The organism is Hydrogenophaga sp. PML113, from assembly GCF_001777155.1.
Classification (GTDB): Bacteria; Pseudomonadota; Gammaproteobacteria; order Burkholderiales; family Burkholderiaceae_C; genus Hydrogenophaga; species Hydrogenophaga borbori.
Genome location: NZ_MIYM01000004.1, coordinates 411,872 through 427,102, shown reverse-complemented (window position 1 = coordinate 427,102; position 15,231 = coordinate 411,872). Strand labels below are relative to the sequence as shown.

Annotated in this window: 14 protein-coding genes; 5 read left to right on the top strand and 9 right to left on the bottom strand. The window is 69.4% G+C overall.

What is annotated here, in order from left to right:
* Positions 1-12: 12 nt before the first annotated feature.
* From grxD to hemA, 4 genes are all read right to left on the bottom strand, one after another.
* Positions 13-336 carry a Grx4 family monothiol glutaredoxin gene (gene grxD / locus BHU06_RS10475; protein WP_070399103.1) on the bottom strand — a complete coding sequence of 108 codons (324 nt, stop codon included), beginning with the start codon at positions 334-336 and terminating at the stop codon, positions 13-15.
* Positions 337-378: 42 nt separating this feature from the next.
* Complete coding sequence (gene prmC, locus BHU06_RS10470; protein ID WP_070399102.1) at positions 379-1,212, bottom strand: peptide chain release factor N(5)-glutamine methyltransferase; 834 nt, start codon at positions 1,210-1,212, stop codon at positions 379-381.
* Complete coding sequence (gene prfA / locus BHU06_RS10465; RefSeq protein ID WP_070399101.1) at positions 1,209-2,294, bottom strand: peptide chain release factor 1; 1,086 nt, start codon at positions 2,292-2,294, stop codon at positions 1,209-1,211. The genes prmC and prfA overlap by 4 nt, the downstream gene beginning before the upstream one ends.
* A gap of 62 nt (positions 2,295-2,356) precedes the next feature.
* Positions 2,357-3,649, bottom strand: a complete 1,293-nt coding sequence (gene hemA / locus BHU06_RS10460) for a glutamyl-tRNA reductase (RefSeq protein ID WP_070399100.1) — start codon at positions 3,647-3,649, stop codon at positions 2,357-2,359.
* A 61-nt stretch (positions 3,650-3,710) separates the two neighbouring features.
* Between hemA and BHU06_RS10455 the strand changes: the two genes are divergently transcribed.
* Entirely contained in the window at positions 3,711-3,959 is a 249-nt protein-coding gene (locus BHU06_RS10455; protein WP_139147043.1) for a hypothetical protein, read from the top strand.
* Between the two features lie 4 nt (positions 3,960-3,963).
* Here the strand turns inward: BHU06_RS10455 and ugpQ are convergent, their stop codons facing one another.
* From ugpQ to ugpB, 5 genes are all read right to left on the bottom strand, one after another.
* Positions 3,964-4,713: a glycerophosphodiester phosphodiesterase gene (ugpQ, locus tag BHU06_RS10450; protein ID WP_070399098.1), complete on the bottom strand. Its 750-nt coding sequence runs from the start codon at positions 4,711-4,713 to the stop codon at positions 3,964-3,966.
* Complete coding sequence (locus BHU06_RS10445; RefSeq protein WP_070399097.1) at positions 4,710-5,720, bottom strand: sn-glycerol-3-phosphate import ATP-binding protein UgpC; 1,011 nt, start codon at positions 5,718-5,720, stop codon at positions 4,710-4,712. The genes ugpQ and BHU06_RS10445 overlap by 4 nt, the downstream gene beginning before the upstream one ends.
* Positions 5,721-5,731: 11 nt before the next feature.
* Complete coding sequence (gene ugpE, locus BHU06_RS10440; protein WP_070399232.1) at positions 5,732-6,586, bottom strand: sn-glycerol-3-phosphate ABC transporter permease UgpE; 855 nt, start codon at positions 6,584-6,586, stop codon at positions 5,732-5,734.
* 13 nt (positions 6,587-6,599) lie between these two features.
* A complete protein-coding gene (gene ugpA / locus BHU06_RS10435; RefSeq protein ID WP_070399096.1) occupies positions 6,600-7,481 on the bottom strand; it encodes a sn-glycerol-3-phosphate ABC transporter permease UgpA in 882 nt (293 codons plus the stop codon).
* A gap of 105 nt (positions 7,482-7,586) precedes the next feature.
* Positions 7,587-8,906 carry a sn-glycerol-3-phosphate ABC transporter substrate-binding protein UgpB gene (gene ugpB / locus BHU06_RS10430; RefSeq protein WP_070399095.1) on the bottom strand — a complete coding sequence of 440 codons (1,320 nt, stop codon included), beginning with the start codon at positions 8,904-8,906 and terminating at the stop codon, positions 7,587-7,589.
* A 178-nt stretch (positions 8,907-9,084) separates the two neighbouring features.
* Between ugpB and BHU06_RS10425 the strand changes: the two genes are divergently transcribed.
* The 4 genes from BHU06_RS10425 to BHU06_RS10410 are packed head-to-tail and all read left to right on the top strand — an operon-like array spanning position 9,085 to position 15,206.
* Positions 9,085-12,954, top strand: a complete 3,870-nt coding sequence (locus BHU06_RS10425; protein WP_070399231.1) for a DUF3683 domain-containing protein — start codon at positions 9,085-9,087, stop codon at positions 12,952-12,954.
* 17 nt (positions 12,955-12,971) lie between these two features.
* A complete protein-coding gene (locus tag BHU06_RS10420; RefSeq protein ID WP_070399094.1) occupies positions 12,972-13,385 on the top strand; it encodes a gamma-butyrobetaine hydroxylase-like domain-containing protein in 414 nt (137 codons plus the stop codon).
* Positions 13,386-13,396: 11 nt separating this feature from the next.
* Positions 13,397-14,128, top strand: coding sequence for a bifunctional demethylmenaquinone methyltransferase/2-methoxy-6-polyprenyl-1,4-benzoquinol methylase UbiE (ubiE, locus tag BHU06_RS10415; RefSeq protein WP_070399093.1), 732 nt, complete (start codon positions 13,397-13,399; stop codon positions 14,126-14,128).
* Between the two features lie 55 nt (positions 14,129-14,183).
* Positions 14,184-15,206 (top strand): Tim44 domain-containing protein, encoded by a 1,023-nt coding sequence (locus tag BHU06_RS10410; RefSeq protein WP_070399092.1) that lies wholly within the window; start codon positions 14,184-14,186, stop codon positions 15,204-15,206.
* The last annotated feature ends 25 nt before the right edge of the window (positions 15,207-15,231 follow it).

The window sequence follows — 15,231 nt, the reverse complement described above, 5'->3', positions numbered from 1 at the left end:
ACGGATGGGGGTTCAGTTCTGCGCGCTGAGTACCTGCTGCAGCTCACCCGACTGGTACATCTCCATCATGATGTCCGAGCCGCCGATGAACTCACCCTTGACGTAGAGCTGCGGGATGGTGGGCCAGTTGCTGTAGTCCTTGATGCCCTGGCGGATGGCGTCGTCCTCGAGCACGTTCACCGTGAACAGGCTGCGCGGGTCGACCCCGCTGGCCTTGAGGATCTGGATCGCGCGGCCCGAGAAACCGCACATGGGAAAGCTCGCGCTCCCCTTCATGAAGAGCACGATGTCGTGGGATTTGACCAGTTGGTCGATGCGGGTCTGGGTGTCGCTCATGTCGTGGTCCTGCTGGCGGGGCGCGCCCCGAAAGAACGGGAATTATCGCGCCGCCGGCCAGCGCCCGCCGCTGCAGCGCACGATGCCCGCCAGGTCGGTGCGGCCACCCACGGCCTCGAAGCCGGCGGCGCGCAGCAGGGCCTGCACCGCCTCGGCCTGGTCGTGGCCGTGTTCGAGCAGCAGCCAGCCGCCCGGCGCCAGGGCGCCGGGGGCCTGGGCCACGATGGTGCGGATGTCGTCCAGCCCGTCGGCGCCCGAGACCAGGGCCGACAGCGGCTCGTGGCGCAGGGCCGCCAGGTGCGGGTCGCCAGCGGCGATGTAGGGCGGGTTGCTGACGATGAGCTCGAAACGCTCGCCAGGCACGGCGGCCAGCCAGGCGCCGGCCGCGAAGCGCGGGCTCAGGCCCAGGCGCTGGGCGTTGTCGCGCGCCAGGGACAGGGCGGCCTCGCTGGCGTCGGTGGCGGTCAGGCGCAGGTCCGGCGCGGCGTGCAGCAGCGCCAGAGCGATGGCGCCGCTGCCGGTGCCCAGGTCGATGGCGCGCGCATCGGGTGGCAGGTCGGCCAGTACCTCCAGGGCCCAGTCGACCAGGGTTTCCGTGTCGGGCCGCGGCGCCAGCGCGCGCGCATCCGTGCGCAGCACCAGCCCATGAAAGCCTTGCTCGCCACGCAGATAGGCCATGGGCTCGCCTTCGCGGTGGCGCTGCGCCAGGGCGGTCAGGCGGATGCCGGCCGCGTCGTCCAGGGCCAGATCGTCGTGCGCCGTGAGCCAGGCGCGCGCCTGGGGGTCGCGGCCCAGGGCCAGCAGCAGCAGTTGCTGCGCCTCCAGCCGCGGCACGCCATCGGCCAGGAGGGCGCGCAGGGTCTCGGCGAGCGTCATGCCGCCGCCTGTTCCAGTTCGGCCAGCAGCTCGGCGCCGCGCGCCACCTGCAGGGCGTGCACCACCTCGTCGAGTTCGCCTTCCAGCACGCTGGCGAGCTGGTAGAGCGTGAGGTTGATGCGGTGGTCGGTGAGCCGTCCCTGCGGGAAGTTGTAGGTGCGGATGCGGTCGCTGCGGTCACCGCTGCCGATGAGGCCCTTGCGCGTGGCGGCCTCCTTGGCGGCGCGTTCGGCGCGGTCCTTCTCGCGCAGGCGGGCGGCCAGCACCTGCAGGGCCTTGGCCTTGTTGCTGTGCTGGCTGCGGCCATCCTGGCATTCGGCCGTGATGCCCGTGGGCAGGTGCGTCACGCGCACGGCCGAGTCGGTTTTGTTGATGTGCTGGCCGCCCGCGCCGCTGGCGCGGAAGGTGTCGATGCGCAGCTCGGCCGGGTTGAGCTCGATGGTCGCGGCTTCGTCGGGTTCGGGCATGACGGCCACGGTGGCGGCGCTGGTGTGGATGCGGCCCTGGCTTTCGGTGGCGGGCACGCGCTGCACGCGGTGGCCGCCCGATTCGAAGCGCAGCCGGCCGTAGGCGCCGTCGCCGTCGATGCGCAGCACCACCTCCTTGTAGCCGCCCAGTTCGCTGGGCGATTCGCTCATGAGCTCGACGCGCCAGCCCTGGCGCTCGGCGTAGCGGCTGTACATGCGGGCCAGGTCGCCGGCGAACAGGGCCGATTCGTCGCCGCCAGCGCCGGCCCGGATCTCCAGGAAGGCCGGCCGGGCGTCGTCGGGGTCGCGCGGCAGCAGCAGGGTCTGCAACTGCCCGTCCAGCGCCGCCAGGTCGGCGGCGCAGGCGGCGATCTCCTCTTGCGCCATGGCGGCCATCTCGGGGTCGCGCAGCAGGTCGCGCGCGGCCTGCTCGTCGGCTTCGCGGGCCAGGAAGCGGTCGAACACGGCCACCACCTCGCTGGCCTCGGCGTGCTCCCGGCTCAGGGAACGAAAGCGCGCGATGTCCTCCACCACGTCGGGCGCCGAGAGCAGGGCGTCGAGTTCGTGGAGGCGGGCGCGCTGTTTCAGCAGGGCGTGGCGGACGAAGGGTTTCATGGGCGGTGCCTGGCCGAGGCGCCCGTGGCTGGACGCGCCACGGCCACCGCGCGCCGCGCGGGCTAGGAGCGGGGGTCTTGCGGGGGCCGGCCGTCGCGCAGGAACAGGCGCGAGACGGTTTCGGCCGTGGCCGCGCGCGCGGCGGCGTCGCCGCTGTGCAGCTCGGCCAGGGTGCCGTGCAGCATCTTCTGGGTGAGGCCCTTGGAGAGCGCTTCCAGCACGGCCTCCACGGGCTCGCCGCGCGCCAGCAGGCGCTTGGCGCGGCCGAGTTCGTGGGCGCGCCAGGCGTCGGCCTGGGCGTTGATCTGCTGGATCAGCGGCACCACGCCGTTGGCGGGGTCGCGCCGCTCCATCCAGTGCATGAAGCTCAGCACGCCGGCGTCGATGATGGCCTCGGCCTGCGCCACGGCGGCCAGGCGGTTGTCCTTGCCGGTCTGCACCACGGTGGCGAGGTCGTCCACGGTGTAGAGGTAAACGTCGTCCAGCGCCTTCACCTCGGCCTCGATGTCGCGCGGCACAGCCAGGTCGACCATGAACATGGGGCGGTGCTTGCGCTTCTTGAGCGCGCGCTCCACCGCGCCCAGGCCGATCAGCGGCAGGGTGCTGGCGGTGCAGCTCACCACCACGTCGAATTGGTGCAGTTGCTCGGGCAGGTCGGCCAGGCGCATCACCTGGGCGCCGAAGCGCTGGGCCAGCTTCTCGCCGCGCTCCATGCTGCGGTTGGCGATGGCCATGGCCTTGGGCGTCTTGGCCGCGAAGTGCGTGGCGGCGAGCTCGATCATCTCGCCCGCGCCGACGAACAGCACGCGCACCTCGCGCAGGTCCTCGAACAGCTGCGAGGCCAGTCGCACGGCGGCGGCCGTCATGCTGATGGAGTGGGCGCCGATTTCGGTGGAGCTGCGCACCTGCTTGGCCACTGCGAAGGAGCGCTGGAACAGCTGGTGCAGGGTGGTGCCCAGGGCGCCGGCCTCGTCGGCGGCGCGGACCGCGTCTTTCATCTGGCCCAGGATCTGGGCCTCGCCCAGCACCATGCTGTCCAGGCCGCTGGCGACGCGAAAGGCATGGCGCGCGGCCTGGTCGTCGCGCAGCACGTAGGCGTGGTCGCGCAGCACCTGAGGGCTGACGCCGCCGGCGCCGGCCAGCCAGTCCAGCGTGGGGTCCAGCACCGCCGGGTCGCCCGCGCCGTAGAGCTCGGTGCGGTTGCAGGTGGACAGCAGGGTGGCCTCGGGCTGGCGCGGCAGGGCGCTGCGCAGGGTGTGCAGGGTGGGCTGGATCTGGTCGAGCGCGAACGCAAAACGGCCCCGCAGGTCGAGCGGGGCCGTCTGGTGGTTGATGCCGAGCGTCCAGACAGACATAACCCAGATTATAAAATTTGCCGCTTATGGACGGCCTTGATCCTTCTCAATGACCGCGGTATTGCTCCTTGAGCATGTGCTGGCCTTCATCGCGCCTGCCGTGGGCGTGGCTCTGGTGCTCGCCTTGGGCCTGCGCTTGCGCCGGGCGGGGCGCTTCGGGCGCGGCACCCAGTTGGCCGTCCTGGTCACCGGTGGGGTGCTGGTGCTGCTGGCCGGGCTGATCGCCTTCGGCCGCGACGGCCGGGTGGCGACCTACGCGGCCCTGGTGCTGGTGCAGGGCAGCTTGGCCTGGTGGCTGCGGGGCCGTTAAGCGCTCAGCCGGCGGGGGAAAACAGGTCCACCCGGTCCGTGATGATCCCGTCCAGCCCCAGGTCGATCAGCCGCTGCGCGGCCCATTCGTCGTTCACCGTGTAGGCCAGGGCGCGCCAGCCCTGGTCGCGCGCGAGGTCCACCAGGGCCCGGTCCCACAGGGCGTGGTTGCACACCAGGGCCACGCAGCCCAGCTCGCGCGCCACCCGCTGCCAGCCGTCCCAGGGGGTGTCCAGCAGCAGGCCGCGCGGCAGCTCGGGGGCCGTTTCCCGAGCGCCCTGCAGCGATTCGGGACGGAAGGAGGTCAGCAGCGGCGGATCGCCCGGCTGGGCGGTCCACAGGCGCCGCGCCTCGGCGGCCACGGCGCGGCCGGTGGCCAGCTCCAGCCCGGGCGTGGGCTTGATTTCGATGTTGAGCCAGTGCCGCTGCGCCTGGCAGTGTCGCGCCAGGGCCTCCAGCGTGCAGGGTGGCTCCCCCGCGAAGGCGCGCGAGTGCCAGCCACCGGCGTCGAGCCGGCTCAGCTCGCTCCAGGGGCGCTCGCCGGCCACGCCGTGGCCGTTGGTGGTGCGCTCCAGCGTGGCGTCGTGCAGCAGGAAGACCACGCCGTCGGCGCTGAGCTTGGCGTCGCACTCATACATGCGGTAGCCGTGCGCCGCGCCCAGGCGAAAGGCGGCCAGGGTGTTTTCCGGCGCCAGCTTGCCGGCGCCGCGGTGCGCGATCCAGCGCGGGTAGGGCCAGGGGGTGGCCACGCTCAGACCTCGACCCGCTGGCCGGAGGCCGCGTCGAACCAGTGCAGCCGGTCCTCGCGCGGGCGGGCGTGGATGGTGCTGCCCACGGCCGGCGCGCCTTCGTCCTCGTGCGTGCGGATGATCACCGCTTCCTCGCCCAGGCGGCAGTGCACCAGGCGCTCGGCGCCCAGCAGCTCCACCGTCTCCACCTGCAGCGCCCAGCCCTCGGGGCCGATGTCCAGGTGCTCGGGGCGGATGCCCAGGAGGCGGCCTTCGCGCCCGCCCGGGGCCTGCTTGAGCAGGTTCATGGGCGGCGAGCCGATGAAGCTGGCCACGAAGGTGGTGGCCGGGCGGTTGTAGACCTCTTCCGGCGTGCCGAACTGCTCCATGTGGCCGGCGTTCATCACGATCATGCGCTGCGCCAGCGTCATGGCCTCGACCTGGTCGTGCGTGACGAACAGGCTGGTGATGCCCAGCTCGCGGTGCAGCTTCTGGATCTCGATGCGCGTCTGCGCGCGCAGCTTGGCGTCCAGGTTGGACAGGGGTTCGTCGAACAGGAAGACCTGCGGCTGGCGCACGATGGCGCGGCCCATGGCCACGCGCTGGCGCTGCCCGCCCGAGAGCTGGCGCGGCTTGCGCTCCAGCAGATGGCCCAGCTCGAGGATCTTCGCGGCCTTGTCCACGCGCGCCTTGATCTCGTCCTTGGGCACCTTGGCGATCTTCAGGCCGTAGGCCATGTTGTCGAACACGCTCATGTGCGGGTAGAGCGCGTAGTTCTGGAACACCATGGCGATGTCGCGCTCGGCCGGCTCCAGTTCGTTGACCACGCGCGGGCCGATGCAGATCTCGCCGCCCGTGACCTCCTCCAGGCCGGCGACCATGCGCAGCAGCGTGCTCTTGCCGCAGCCCGAGGGGCCGACGATGACGATGAACTCGCCGTCGGCGATGTCGGCGCTCACGCCGTGGATCACCTGCAGGGACTGCTTGCCCTGGCGGTATTGCTTGATGACGTTCTTGAATTGCAGCGTTGCCATGGAGCGTCTCTTTATTTCTCGGTGTCGACCAGGCCCTTGACGAACCATTTCTGCATGAGCATGACCACGATGGCCGGCGGCAGCATCGCCAGGATGGCCGTGGCCATGACCACGTTCCACTCCACGTAGACCTCGCCGAAGATGGCGCGCTTGATGCCCAGCACCACGGGGTACATGTCCTCGCTGGTGGTCACCAGCAGCGGCCAGAGGTACTGGTTCCAGCCATAGATGAACTGGATGACGAACAGCGCCGCGATGCTGGTGCGCGACAGCGGCAGCAGCACGTCCCAGAAGAAGCGCATGGGCCCGGCGCCGTCCATGCGCGCGGCCTCCACCAGCTCGTCGGGCACGGTGAGGAAGAACTGGCGGAACAGGAAGGTGGCGGTGGCCGAGGCGATCAGCGGCACCGTGAGGCCGGCGTAGCTGTTGAGCATGCCCAGGTCCGACACCACCTCGTAAGTGGGGCCGATGCGCACCTCCACCGGCAGCATCAGGGTGACGAAGATCATCCAGAACACCAGGCCGCGCGCCGGAAAGCGGAAGTAGACGATGGCGAAGGCCGAGAGCAGCGAGATCGCGATCTTGCCGATGGCGATGACCATGGCGCAGACGAAGCTGACCCACAGCATGGGCGCCACCGGCGCGATGGTGGAGCCGCTGTAGGTCTTGCCGCCGAACAGCGCGAGCCGGTAGGTTTCCAGGAAGTGGCTGCCGGGCACCAGCGACAGCGGGTTGCTGCTGGCGATCTGCTCGGCCGTCTGGGTGGAGCCGACGAAGGTGATGTAGACCGGAAAGGCCACCACCAGCACGCCGATCAGCAGGATCAGGTGCGAGACGGCGGTGAGGACGGGGCGTCGTTCGATCATCATGGCCGGCTCCTCAGTATTGGACTTTCTTCTCGACGAAGCGGAACTGCAGCACCGTCAGCGCGATGACGATGCCCATGAGGATCACCGACTGCGCCGCCGAGCCCCCCATGTCCAGGGCCTTGAAGCCGTCGTAGTAGACCTTGTAGACCAGGATCGCCGTGTCCTTGCCCGGGCCGCCGTGCGTGGTGGCGTCCACGATGGCGAAGGTGTCGAAGAAGGCGTAGACGACGTTGATCACCAGCAGGAAGAAGGTGGTGGGCGACAGCAGGGGAAAGACGATGGTCCAGAAGCGCCGCCAGGGCGAGGCGCCGTCGATGGTGGCGGCCTCGATCAGCGACTGCGGGATGGACTGCAGGCCGGCCAGGAAGAACAGGAAGTTGTAGGAGATCTGCTTCCACACAGCGGCCATCACGATCAGGGCCAGGGCGTGGTCGGCGTTGAGCAGGTGGTTCCAGTCCATGCCCAGCCAGCGCAGCGCGTGGGCCACCACGCCGTAGGGCGAGGCGAACATGAACAGCCACAGCACGCCGGCCACCACCGGCGCCACGGCGTAGGGCCAGATCAGCAGCGTCTTGTAGACCGAGGCGCCGCGCAGCACGCGGTTGGCCATCACGGCCAACAGCAGGGCGATCACCAGGCCGAAGCCGGCCACCATCGCCGAGAACAGGGCCGTGACCTTGAACGAGGCCAGGTAGCCCGGGTCGTCGAACAGGCGCTGGAAGTTGGCCAGGCCCACGTACTCGGTGGAGATGCCAAAGGCGTCCTGCTGAAGCACGCTCTGGTAGAGCGCCTGGGCGGCGGGCCAGAAGAAGAACACCAGCACCACCGCCATTTGCGGGGCCACCAGCAGCCAGGGCAGCCAGGCGGATCGGAACCGGACGCGTTTTTCCATGGGGGTTTCGCGGACTTGGGGAGGGGCGACGCTACAACAAAAACCGCCCCGCCCGGGTCGCGCCGGTGCGGGGCGGGCAGGGCGCCTGGGGCGCCCGGCGGGCCATCACTTGCCCTTGTTGGCGGCTTCGAAGCGGATCAGCAGCTCATTGCCGCGCTTGACGGCGTCGTCCAGGGCCTGCTTGGGCGCCTTGCGGCCGGCCCAGACCTGTTCGAGTTCCTCGTCGTTGATGGTGCGGATTTGCACGAAGTTGCCCAGGCGGATGCCGCGCGACTTGTCGGTGGTCTTGCGGATCATCTGCTCCACCGACACGTCGGTGCCCGGGTTCTGCTTGTAGAAGCCCGACTTCTCGGTGAGCTCGTAGGCCGCCTTGGTCACCGGCAGGTAGCCGGTGCGCTGGTGGCTCTTGGCGGCTTCCTCGGGTTTGGACAGGAAGGCGAAGAACTGGGCCACGCCCTTGTACTCGGCCTCCTTCTTGCCCGACATCACCCACAGGCTGGCGCCGCCGATGACGGTGTTCTGGGGCGCGCCGGCCACGTCGGGGTAGTAGGGCAGGGTGCTGATGCCGCCGGTGAACTTGGCGTTGCGCTTGACGTTGCCGTACAGCGCCGAGGAGCCGGTCACCATGGCGCACTCGCCCGAGACGAAGGTGGCGTCGGCGGCGTTGCCGCGGCCCTTGTAGACGAACAGGCCGGTCTTGGCCATGTTGGCCAGGTTTTCGATGTGGCGCACGTGCAGCGGGCTGTTGAAGCTTAGGCGGGTGTTGAGGCCGCGCATGCCGTTGCCCAGGGTGGCGAACTCGGTGTTGTGCCAGGCCGAGAAGCTCTCCAGCTGGGTCCAGCTCACCCAGCTGGTGGTGAAGGGGCATTTGTGGCCCGAGGCCTTGAGCTTGCCGGCCGCCAGGGCCACCTCGGGCCAGGTCTTGGGCGGCTTGTCCGGGTCCAGGCCGGCGGCCTTGAAGGCGTCCTTGTTGTAGTGGAAGACGGTGGTCGAGCTGTTGAAAGGGAAGCTCAGCATCTGGCCGTTGGGCGCGGTGTAGTAGCCGGCCACGGCGGGCACGTAGGCGTCCGGGTTGAAGGTCACGCCGGCCTTCTTCATCACCTCGCCCACGGGCACGATGGCCTGGCGGCTGGCCATCATGGTGGCGGTGCCGACCTCGAAGACCTGCAGGATGTGCGGGGCGTTGCCGGCCCGGAAGGCCGCGATGGCGGCGGTCATGGACTCGTCGTAGCTGCCCTTGAAGGTGGGCACGATCTTGTACTGGGTCTGGCTGGCGTTGAAGTCCTTGGCCAGGTCGTTGACCCATTCGCCCAGGGCGCCACCCATGGAATGCCACCACTGGATCTCGGTCTGGGCGTGGGCGGGGCCGGCAAGGGTGGCGGCCAGGGCGACGGCACCGGCCAGGGGCAGGAATCGGTTTTTCATGAAAGGCTCCTCGGGTAGGGGATGCTGCGGAAGCCGCAGGCTATCGGTCTGGTGTGACGGATCGATTGCACAGGTGTTGCCCGGGTATGACAACGGGGGGTTTCCATAAGGAAGGGATGGGATGTTGCGCTGCGATACCATCCCCGCCTCGGTGCCCTATGACGGTGCCGGGTGCCCCATGAACGCTCCCACCCCGCTCACGTTGCTCGCCACCGCCACGGACGATACCCCCCGCTTGCGGGAGATTCCTTACAACTACACCTCCTTCTCGGATCGCGAGATCGTGATCCGGCTGCTGGGCGAGCGCTCCTGGTCGCTGCTGGACCAGCTGCGCGGCGAGCGCCACACTGGCCGTTCGGCCCGCATGCTGTACGAGGTGCTGGGTGACATCTGGGTCGTGCAGCGCAACCCCTACCTGCAGGACGACCTGCTGTCCAGCGCCAAGCGCCGCGGGCAGCTGGTCGACGCCCTGAACCACCGCCTGGCCGAGGTGCAGAAGCGCCGCACGCCCCAGGACGACCCGGCCCGCGACGCCCTGGTGGGCGAGCTGCTGGTGGCCGCCCGCGCCGCCGTCGAGGCCTTCGCCCGCTCTTTTGACGAGGTCGCGGCCCTGCGCCAGCGCGCCCAGAAGGCCCTGGGCCGGCTCACGGCCCGGGACAACATCAAGTTCGACGGCCTGTCGCGCGTCTCGCACGTCACCGACGCCACCGACTGGCGGGTGGAATACCCCTTCGTGGTGCTCACGCCCGACACCGAGGCCGAAATGGCCGGCCTGGTGCAGGGCTGCATCGAACTGGGCCTGACCATCATTCCGCGCGGGGGCGGCACCGGCTACACCGGCGGCGCCATCCCGCTGACCTGGAAGAGCGCGGTCATCAACACCGAGAAGCTCGAGGCCATGACCGAGGTGGAATGGGTCAAGGTGCCCGGGCACGACGAGCCGCTGCCCACCATCTGGACCGAGGCCGGCGTGGTCACGCAGCGCGTGGCCGACGCGGCCGAGCGCGCCGGCCACGTGTTCGCGGTCGACCCCACCAGCGCCGAGGCCTCGTGCATCGGCGGCAACGTGGCCATGAACGCGGGCGGCAAGAAGGCCGTGCTGTGGGGCACGGCGCTGGACAACCTGGTCAGCTGGCGCATGGTCACGCCCCAGGCCGAGTGGCTGGAGGTGACCCGCCTGGACCACAACCGCGGCAAGATCCACGACGCCGAGGTCGCCACTTTCGAGTTGCGCTACTTCGCGCCCGACGGCAAGACCCCGCGCCGCACCGAAACCCTGGCCATCCCGGGCAAGACTTTCCGCAAGGAAGGCCTGGGCAAGGACGTCACCGACAAGTTCCTCTCGGGCCTGCCGGGCATCCAGAAAGAGGGCTGCGACGGCCTGATCACCAGCGCGCGCTGGATCGTGCACCGCATGCCCGAGCACACCCGCACCGTGTGCCTGGAGTTCTTCGGCAACCCCAAGGACGCCGTGCCCAGCATCGTCGAGATCAAGGACTTCATGTTCGCCGAGCAGAAGCGCTCGGGCGTGGTCCTGGCCGGCCTGGAGCATCTGGACGACCGCTACCTGAAGGCGGTCGGCTACGCCACCAAGAGCAAGAAGGGCAACGGTGGCCTGCCCAAGATGGTGCTGATCGGTGACATCGTGGGCGACGACCCGGACGCGGTGGCGCGCGCCACCAGCGAGGTCATCCGCATCGCCAATACGCGCCACGGCGAGGGTTTCACCGCCATCAGCCCCGAGGCGCGCAAGAAGTTCTGGCTCGACCGCAAGCGCACGGCCGCCATCAGCAAACACACCAACGCCTTCAAGATCAACGAAGACGTGGTGATCCCGCTGCCGCGCATGGGCGAGTACACCGAGGGCATCGAGCGCATCAACATCGAGCTCTCGCTGCGCAACAAGATCCGGCTGGCCGACGAGCTGGAGGCCTTCTTCCAGCGCGGGAACCTGCCCCTGGGCAAGGGCGACGACGCCAGCGAGATCCCCACCGCCGAACTGATGGAAGACCGCGTGCAGCAGGCCCTGGCCCTGGTGCGCGAGGTGCGCGCCCTCTGGGGCGGCTGGCTGCAGGACGTGGACCGCCTGTTCCCGCAGCTGCAGGACCACAGCCTGCGCGCGAGCTGGAAAACCCAGATCCGCGCGCCGCTGCAGCAGCTGTTCGCCGGCGCCGCCTTCGGCCCGCTGCTGGCCGAGTGCAACGCCATCCACAAGCGCGTGCTCAAGGGCCGCGTGTGGGTGGCCCTGCACATGCACGCGGGCGACGGCAACGTGCACACCAACATCCCGGTGAACAGCGACGACTACGAGATGCTGCAGACCGCGCACGAGGCGGTGGACCGCATCATGGTGCTCGCGCGCGGCCTGGACGGCGTGATCTCGGGTGAGCACGGCATCGGTATCACCAAGCTGGAGTACCTCACCGACGAGGAGCTCCAGCCGTTCGCCGACTACAAGGCCAAGGTGGACCCCGAGGGCCGCTTCAACAAGGGCAAGCTGCTGCGCGGCGCCATGGACGGCGCCCACACCGCCGACCTCTCGCGCGCCTATACGCCCAGCTTCGGCCTCATGGGACACGAGTCGCTCATCATGCAGCAGAGCGACATCGGCGCCATCGCCGATTCGGTGAAGGACTGCCTGCGCTGCGGCAAGTGCAAGCCGGTCTGCGCCACCCACGTGCCTCGCGCCAACCTGCTCTACAGCCCGCGCAACAAGATCCTGGCCACCTCGCTGCTGATCGAGGCGTTCCTCTACGAAGAGCAGACGCGCCGCGGCGTGAGCATCCAGCACTGGCAGGAGTTCGAGGACGTGGCCGACCACTGCACGGTCTGCCACAAGTGCCTCACGCCCTGCCCGGTGAAAATCGACTTCGGCGACGTCACCATGAACATGCGCAACCTCTTGCGCAAGATGGGCCAGAAGAGCTTCCGTCCCGGCAACGCGGCGGCCATGTTCTTCCTCAATGCCACCCAGCCCGAGACCATCAAGCTCATGCGCACGGCCATGGTCGGCGTGGGCTTCAAGGCGCAGCGCCTGGCCAACCAGTTGCTCAAGCGCGTGGCGCGCAAGCAGACCAGCGCGCCGCCGGCTACCCTGGGCCCGGCGCCCATCAAAGAGCAGGTCATCCACTTCATCAACAAGAAGATGCCGGGCGGCCTGCCCAAGAAGACCGCGCGCGCGCTGCTGGACATCGAAGACAAGGACTACGTTCCCATCATCCGCAACCCGCAGGGCACCACGGCCGAGACCGAAGCGGTCTTCTACTTCCCCGGTTGCGGCTCGGAGCGCCTGTTCAGCCAGGTCGGCCTGGCCACCCAGGCCATGCTCTGGCACGCCGGCGTGCAGACCGTGCTGCCGCCCGGCTACCTGTGCTGCGGCTACCCGCAGCGCGGCTCGGGCCAGTTCGACAAGGCCGAGAAGATCATCACCGACAACCGCGTGCTGTTCCATCGCGTGGCCAACACGCTCAACTACCTGGACATCAAGACCGTGGTGGTGAGTTGCGGCACCTGCTACGACCAGCTGCAGGGCTACGAATTCGAGAAGATCTTCCCGGGCTGTCGCATCGTCGACATCCACGAGTACCTGCTGGAGAAGGGCATCCGCCTCGAATCCAAGGGCGCCTACCTGTACCACGACCCCTGCCACAGCCCCATGAAGCTGCAGGAGCCCATGAAGACCGTGAAGGCGCTGGTGGGCGAGCAGGTGCTCAAGAGCGAACGCTGCTGCGGCGAATCGGGCACGCTGGGCGTCACGCGCCCCGACGTGTCCACCCAGGTGCGGTTCCGCAAGGAAGAAGAGATCCGCAAGGGCGAGGCGGCGCTGCGCGCCAGCGGCGCCGTCGGCGCCGAGGACAACGTCAAGATCCTCACCAGCTGCCCGAGCTGCTTGCAGGGCCTCACCCGCTACGGCGACGACCTGCAAAACGGCCTGCTGGAGGCCGACTACATCGTTGTCGAGATGGCGCGCCACATCCTGGGCGAGAACTGGCTGCCCGAGTACGTGGCCCGCGCCAACCAGGGCGGCATCGAGCGCGTGCTCGTCTGATTCAAGGGAGACCGACCATGGCCGGCCTGGACCGCAACACCCCCATCCCGCAGGACATCACCGTGCACGGCGCCTCGCGCGTGCTCGAGGTGGCCTTCTCGGATGGCCAGACCTTCCGCATCCCCTTCGAGCTGATGCGCGTCTATTCGCCCTCGGCCGAGGTGCAGGGCCACGGCCCCGGGCAGGAGGTGCTGCAGACCGGCAAGCGCGAGGTGCGCCTGGTCTCGCTGGCGCCGATCGGCAACTACGCCATTCAGCCGACCTTCGACGACGGCCACGAGTCGGGCATCTTCTCCTGGGACTACCTGTACTTCCTGGGCTCGCAGCAGGCGCAGCTCTGGGCCGACTACGAGGCCCGGCTGCAGGCGGCGGGCGTGGGCCGCGACGATCCCATGCCCGCTGCGGCCGGCCACGGCTGCGGCCACCACTGAGGGCCGGCACCATGGCACAGACCCATTTCGGCTTCCAGTCCGTCGACGAGGGCGACAAGGCGCGGCGCGTGCGCGGCGTGTTCGACTCCGTCGCCTCGCGCTACGACGTGATGAACGACCTGATGTCGGGCGGGCTGCACCGGCTCTGGAAGCGCTACGCCGTCACCGTGGCCAACGCCCGGCCTGGTCAGCAGGTGCTCGACATCGCGGGCGGCACCGGCGACCTCTCCCTGGCCTTCGCGCGCCAGGTCGGCCCCACGGGCCGCGTGGTGCACACCGACATCAACGAGGCCATGCTGCGCGAGGGCCGCACCCGGCTGCTGGACGCCGGCGTGGTGTTGCCCACCATGGTCTGCGACGCCGAGAAGCTGCCCTTCGCCGACGCCAGCTTCGACATCGTCTCGGTGGCCTTCGGCCTGCGCAACATGACGCACAAGGAACTTGCGCTGGCCGAAATGCATCGGACGCTCAAACCCGGTGGCCGACTGCTCGTTCTGGAGTTTTCCCGGGTGGCCAAGCCGCTGGAGAAGGCGTACGACTGGTATTCGTTCAATGTGCTGCCGAAACTGGGCCAGCTGGTCGCGGGGGACGCCGAGAGCTACCGCTACCTGGCCGAGTCCATCCGCATGCACCCGGACCAGGAGAGCCTGCGGCAGATGATGAAGGGGGTCGGCTTCGGACACGTCGATGTGCACAACCTCACCGGGGGTGTCGTCGCCTTGCACCTGGGCATCAAGTGTTGATCGGGCGGCCCCTCGGCCCCCGGCGTCGAAATCGTTGCAATCGGAGACACATCGCATGAAGAAACACAAACTCTGGTCCTTTCTGCTGGCCTGCGCCCTGGCCGTCGGTTCCGCCGACGTGATGGCCAAGCGCCTGGGCGGCGGCGGCTCCTTCGGCAAGCAGTCCGGCAACGTGACGCAGCGCAGCACCGCGCCGACCGCACCCAACCAGGCGCCCGCCCAGCAGGCCGCGCCAGCGCCCACGCAGAACGCCGCTGCCCAGCGCCCGGCCAACGCCGCCCCGGCCGCCGCCGCGCCCAAGCGCCCCTGGGGCGCCATGCTGGGCGGCCTCGCGGCCGGTCTGGGCCTGGCCTGGCTGGCCTCGGCCCTGGGCTTCGGCGAGGCCTTCGCGCAGTTCCTGTTGTTCGCCCTGCTGGCCGTGGTGGTGCTGGCCGTCGTCGGCATGGTGATGCGCCGCAAGGCGCCGGTCCAGGCCGCCGGCCGCAGCGGTGGCCTGGCGTACCAGGGCGCGGCCGGTGCCACGGCGCGTGCGCCGCTCGACCTCGAGCCCGCCACGCCGGCCAGCTACAGCCCCAAGAACGTGGGCAACGACGCCTCGGCCCGCCCCTGGGAGCGCAGCGCGCCCGCCTCGCTCGACAGCGGCCACGGCTCCATGATCGGTTCGGCCCTGCAGGGCCGCCAGACCTGGGGCATCCCGACCGGGTTTGACACCGAAGGCTTCCTCAAGGCCTCCAAGGCCAACTTCGTGAACCTGCAAGCCGCCTGGGACAAGTCCGACATCCCCAGCCTGCGCGCCATGATGACCGACGAGATGCTCGAGCAGATCAAGGGCCAGTTGGCCGAGCGCGAGCGCAGCGGTCCCGGCGCGGCCCACCGCACCGAGGTGGTGATGCTCGAGGCGCAGCTGCTGGGCATCGAGGAGCTCGACGGCGAGTACATGGCCAGCGTGGAGTTTTCCGGCCTGATCCGCGAGGAGCCCTCGGCCGGTCCCAACCCCTTCCGCGAGGTCTGGAACATCACCCGACCCAAGAGCGGTCCGGGCGGCTGGCTGGTGGCCGGCGTGCAGGCCCTCCAGTAAGCCGACGCGGCGCCGGCGCGGCGCC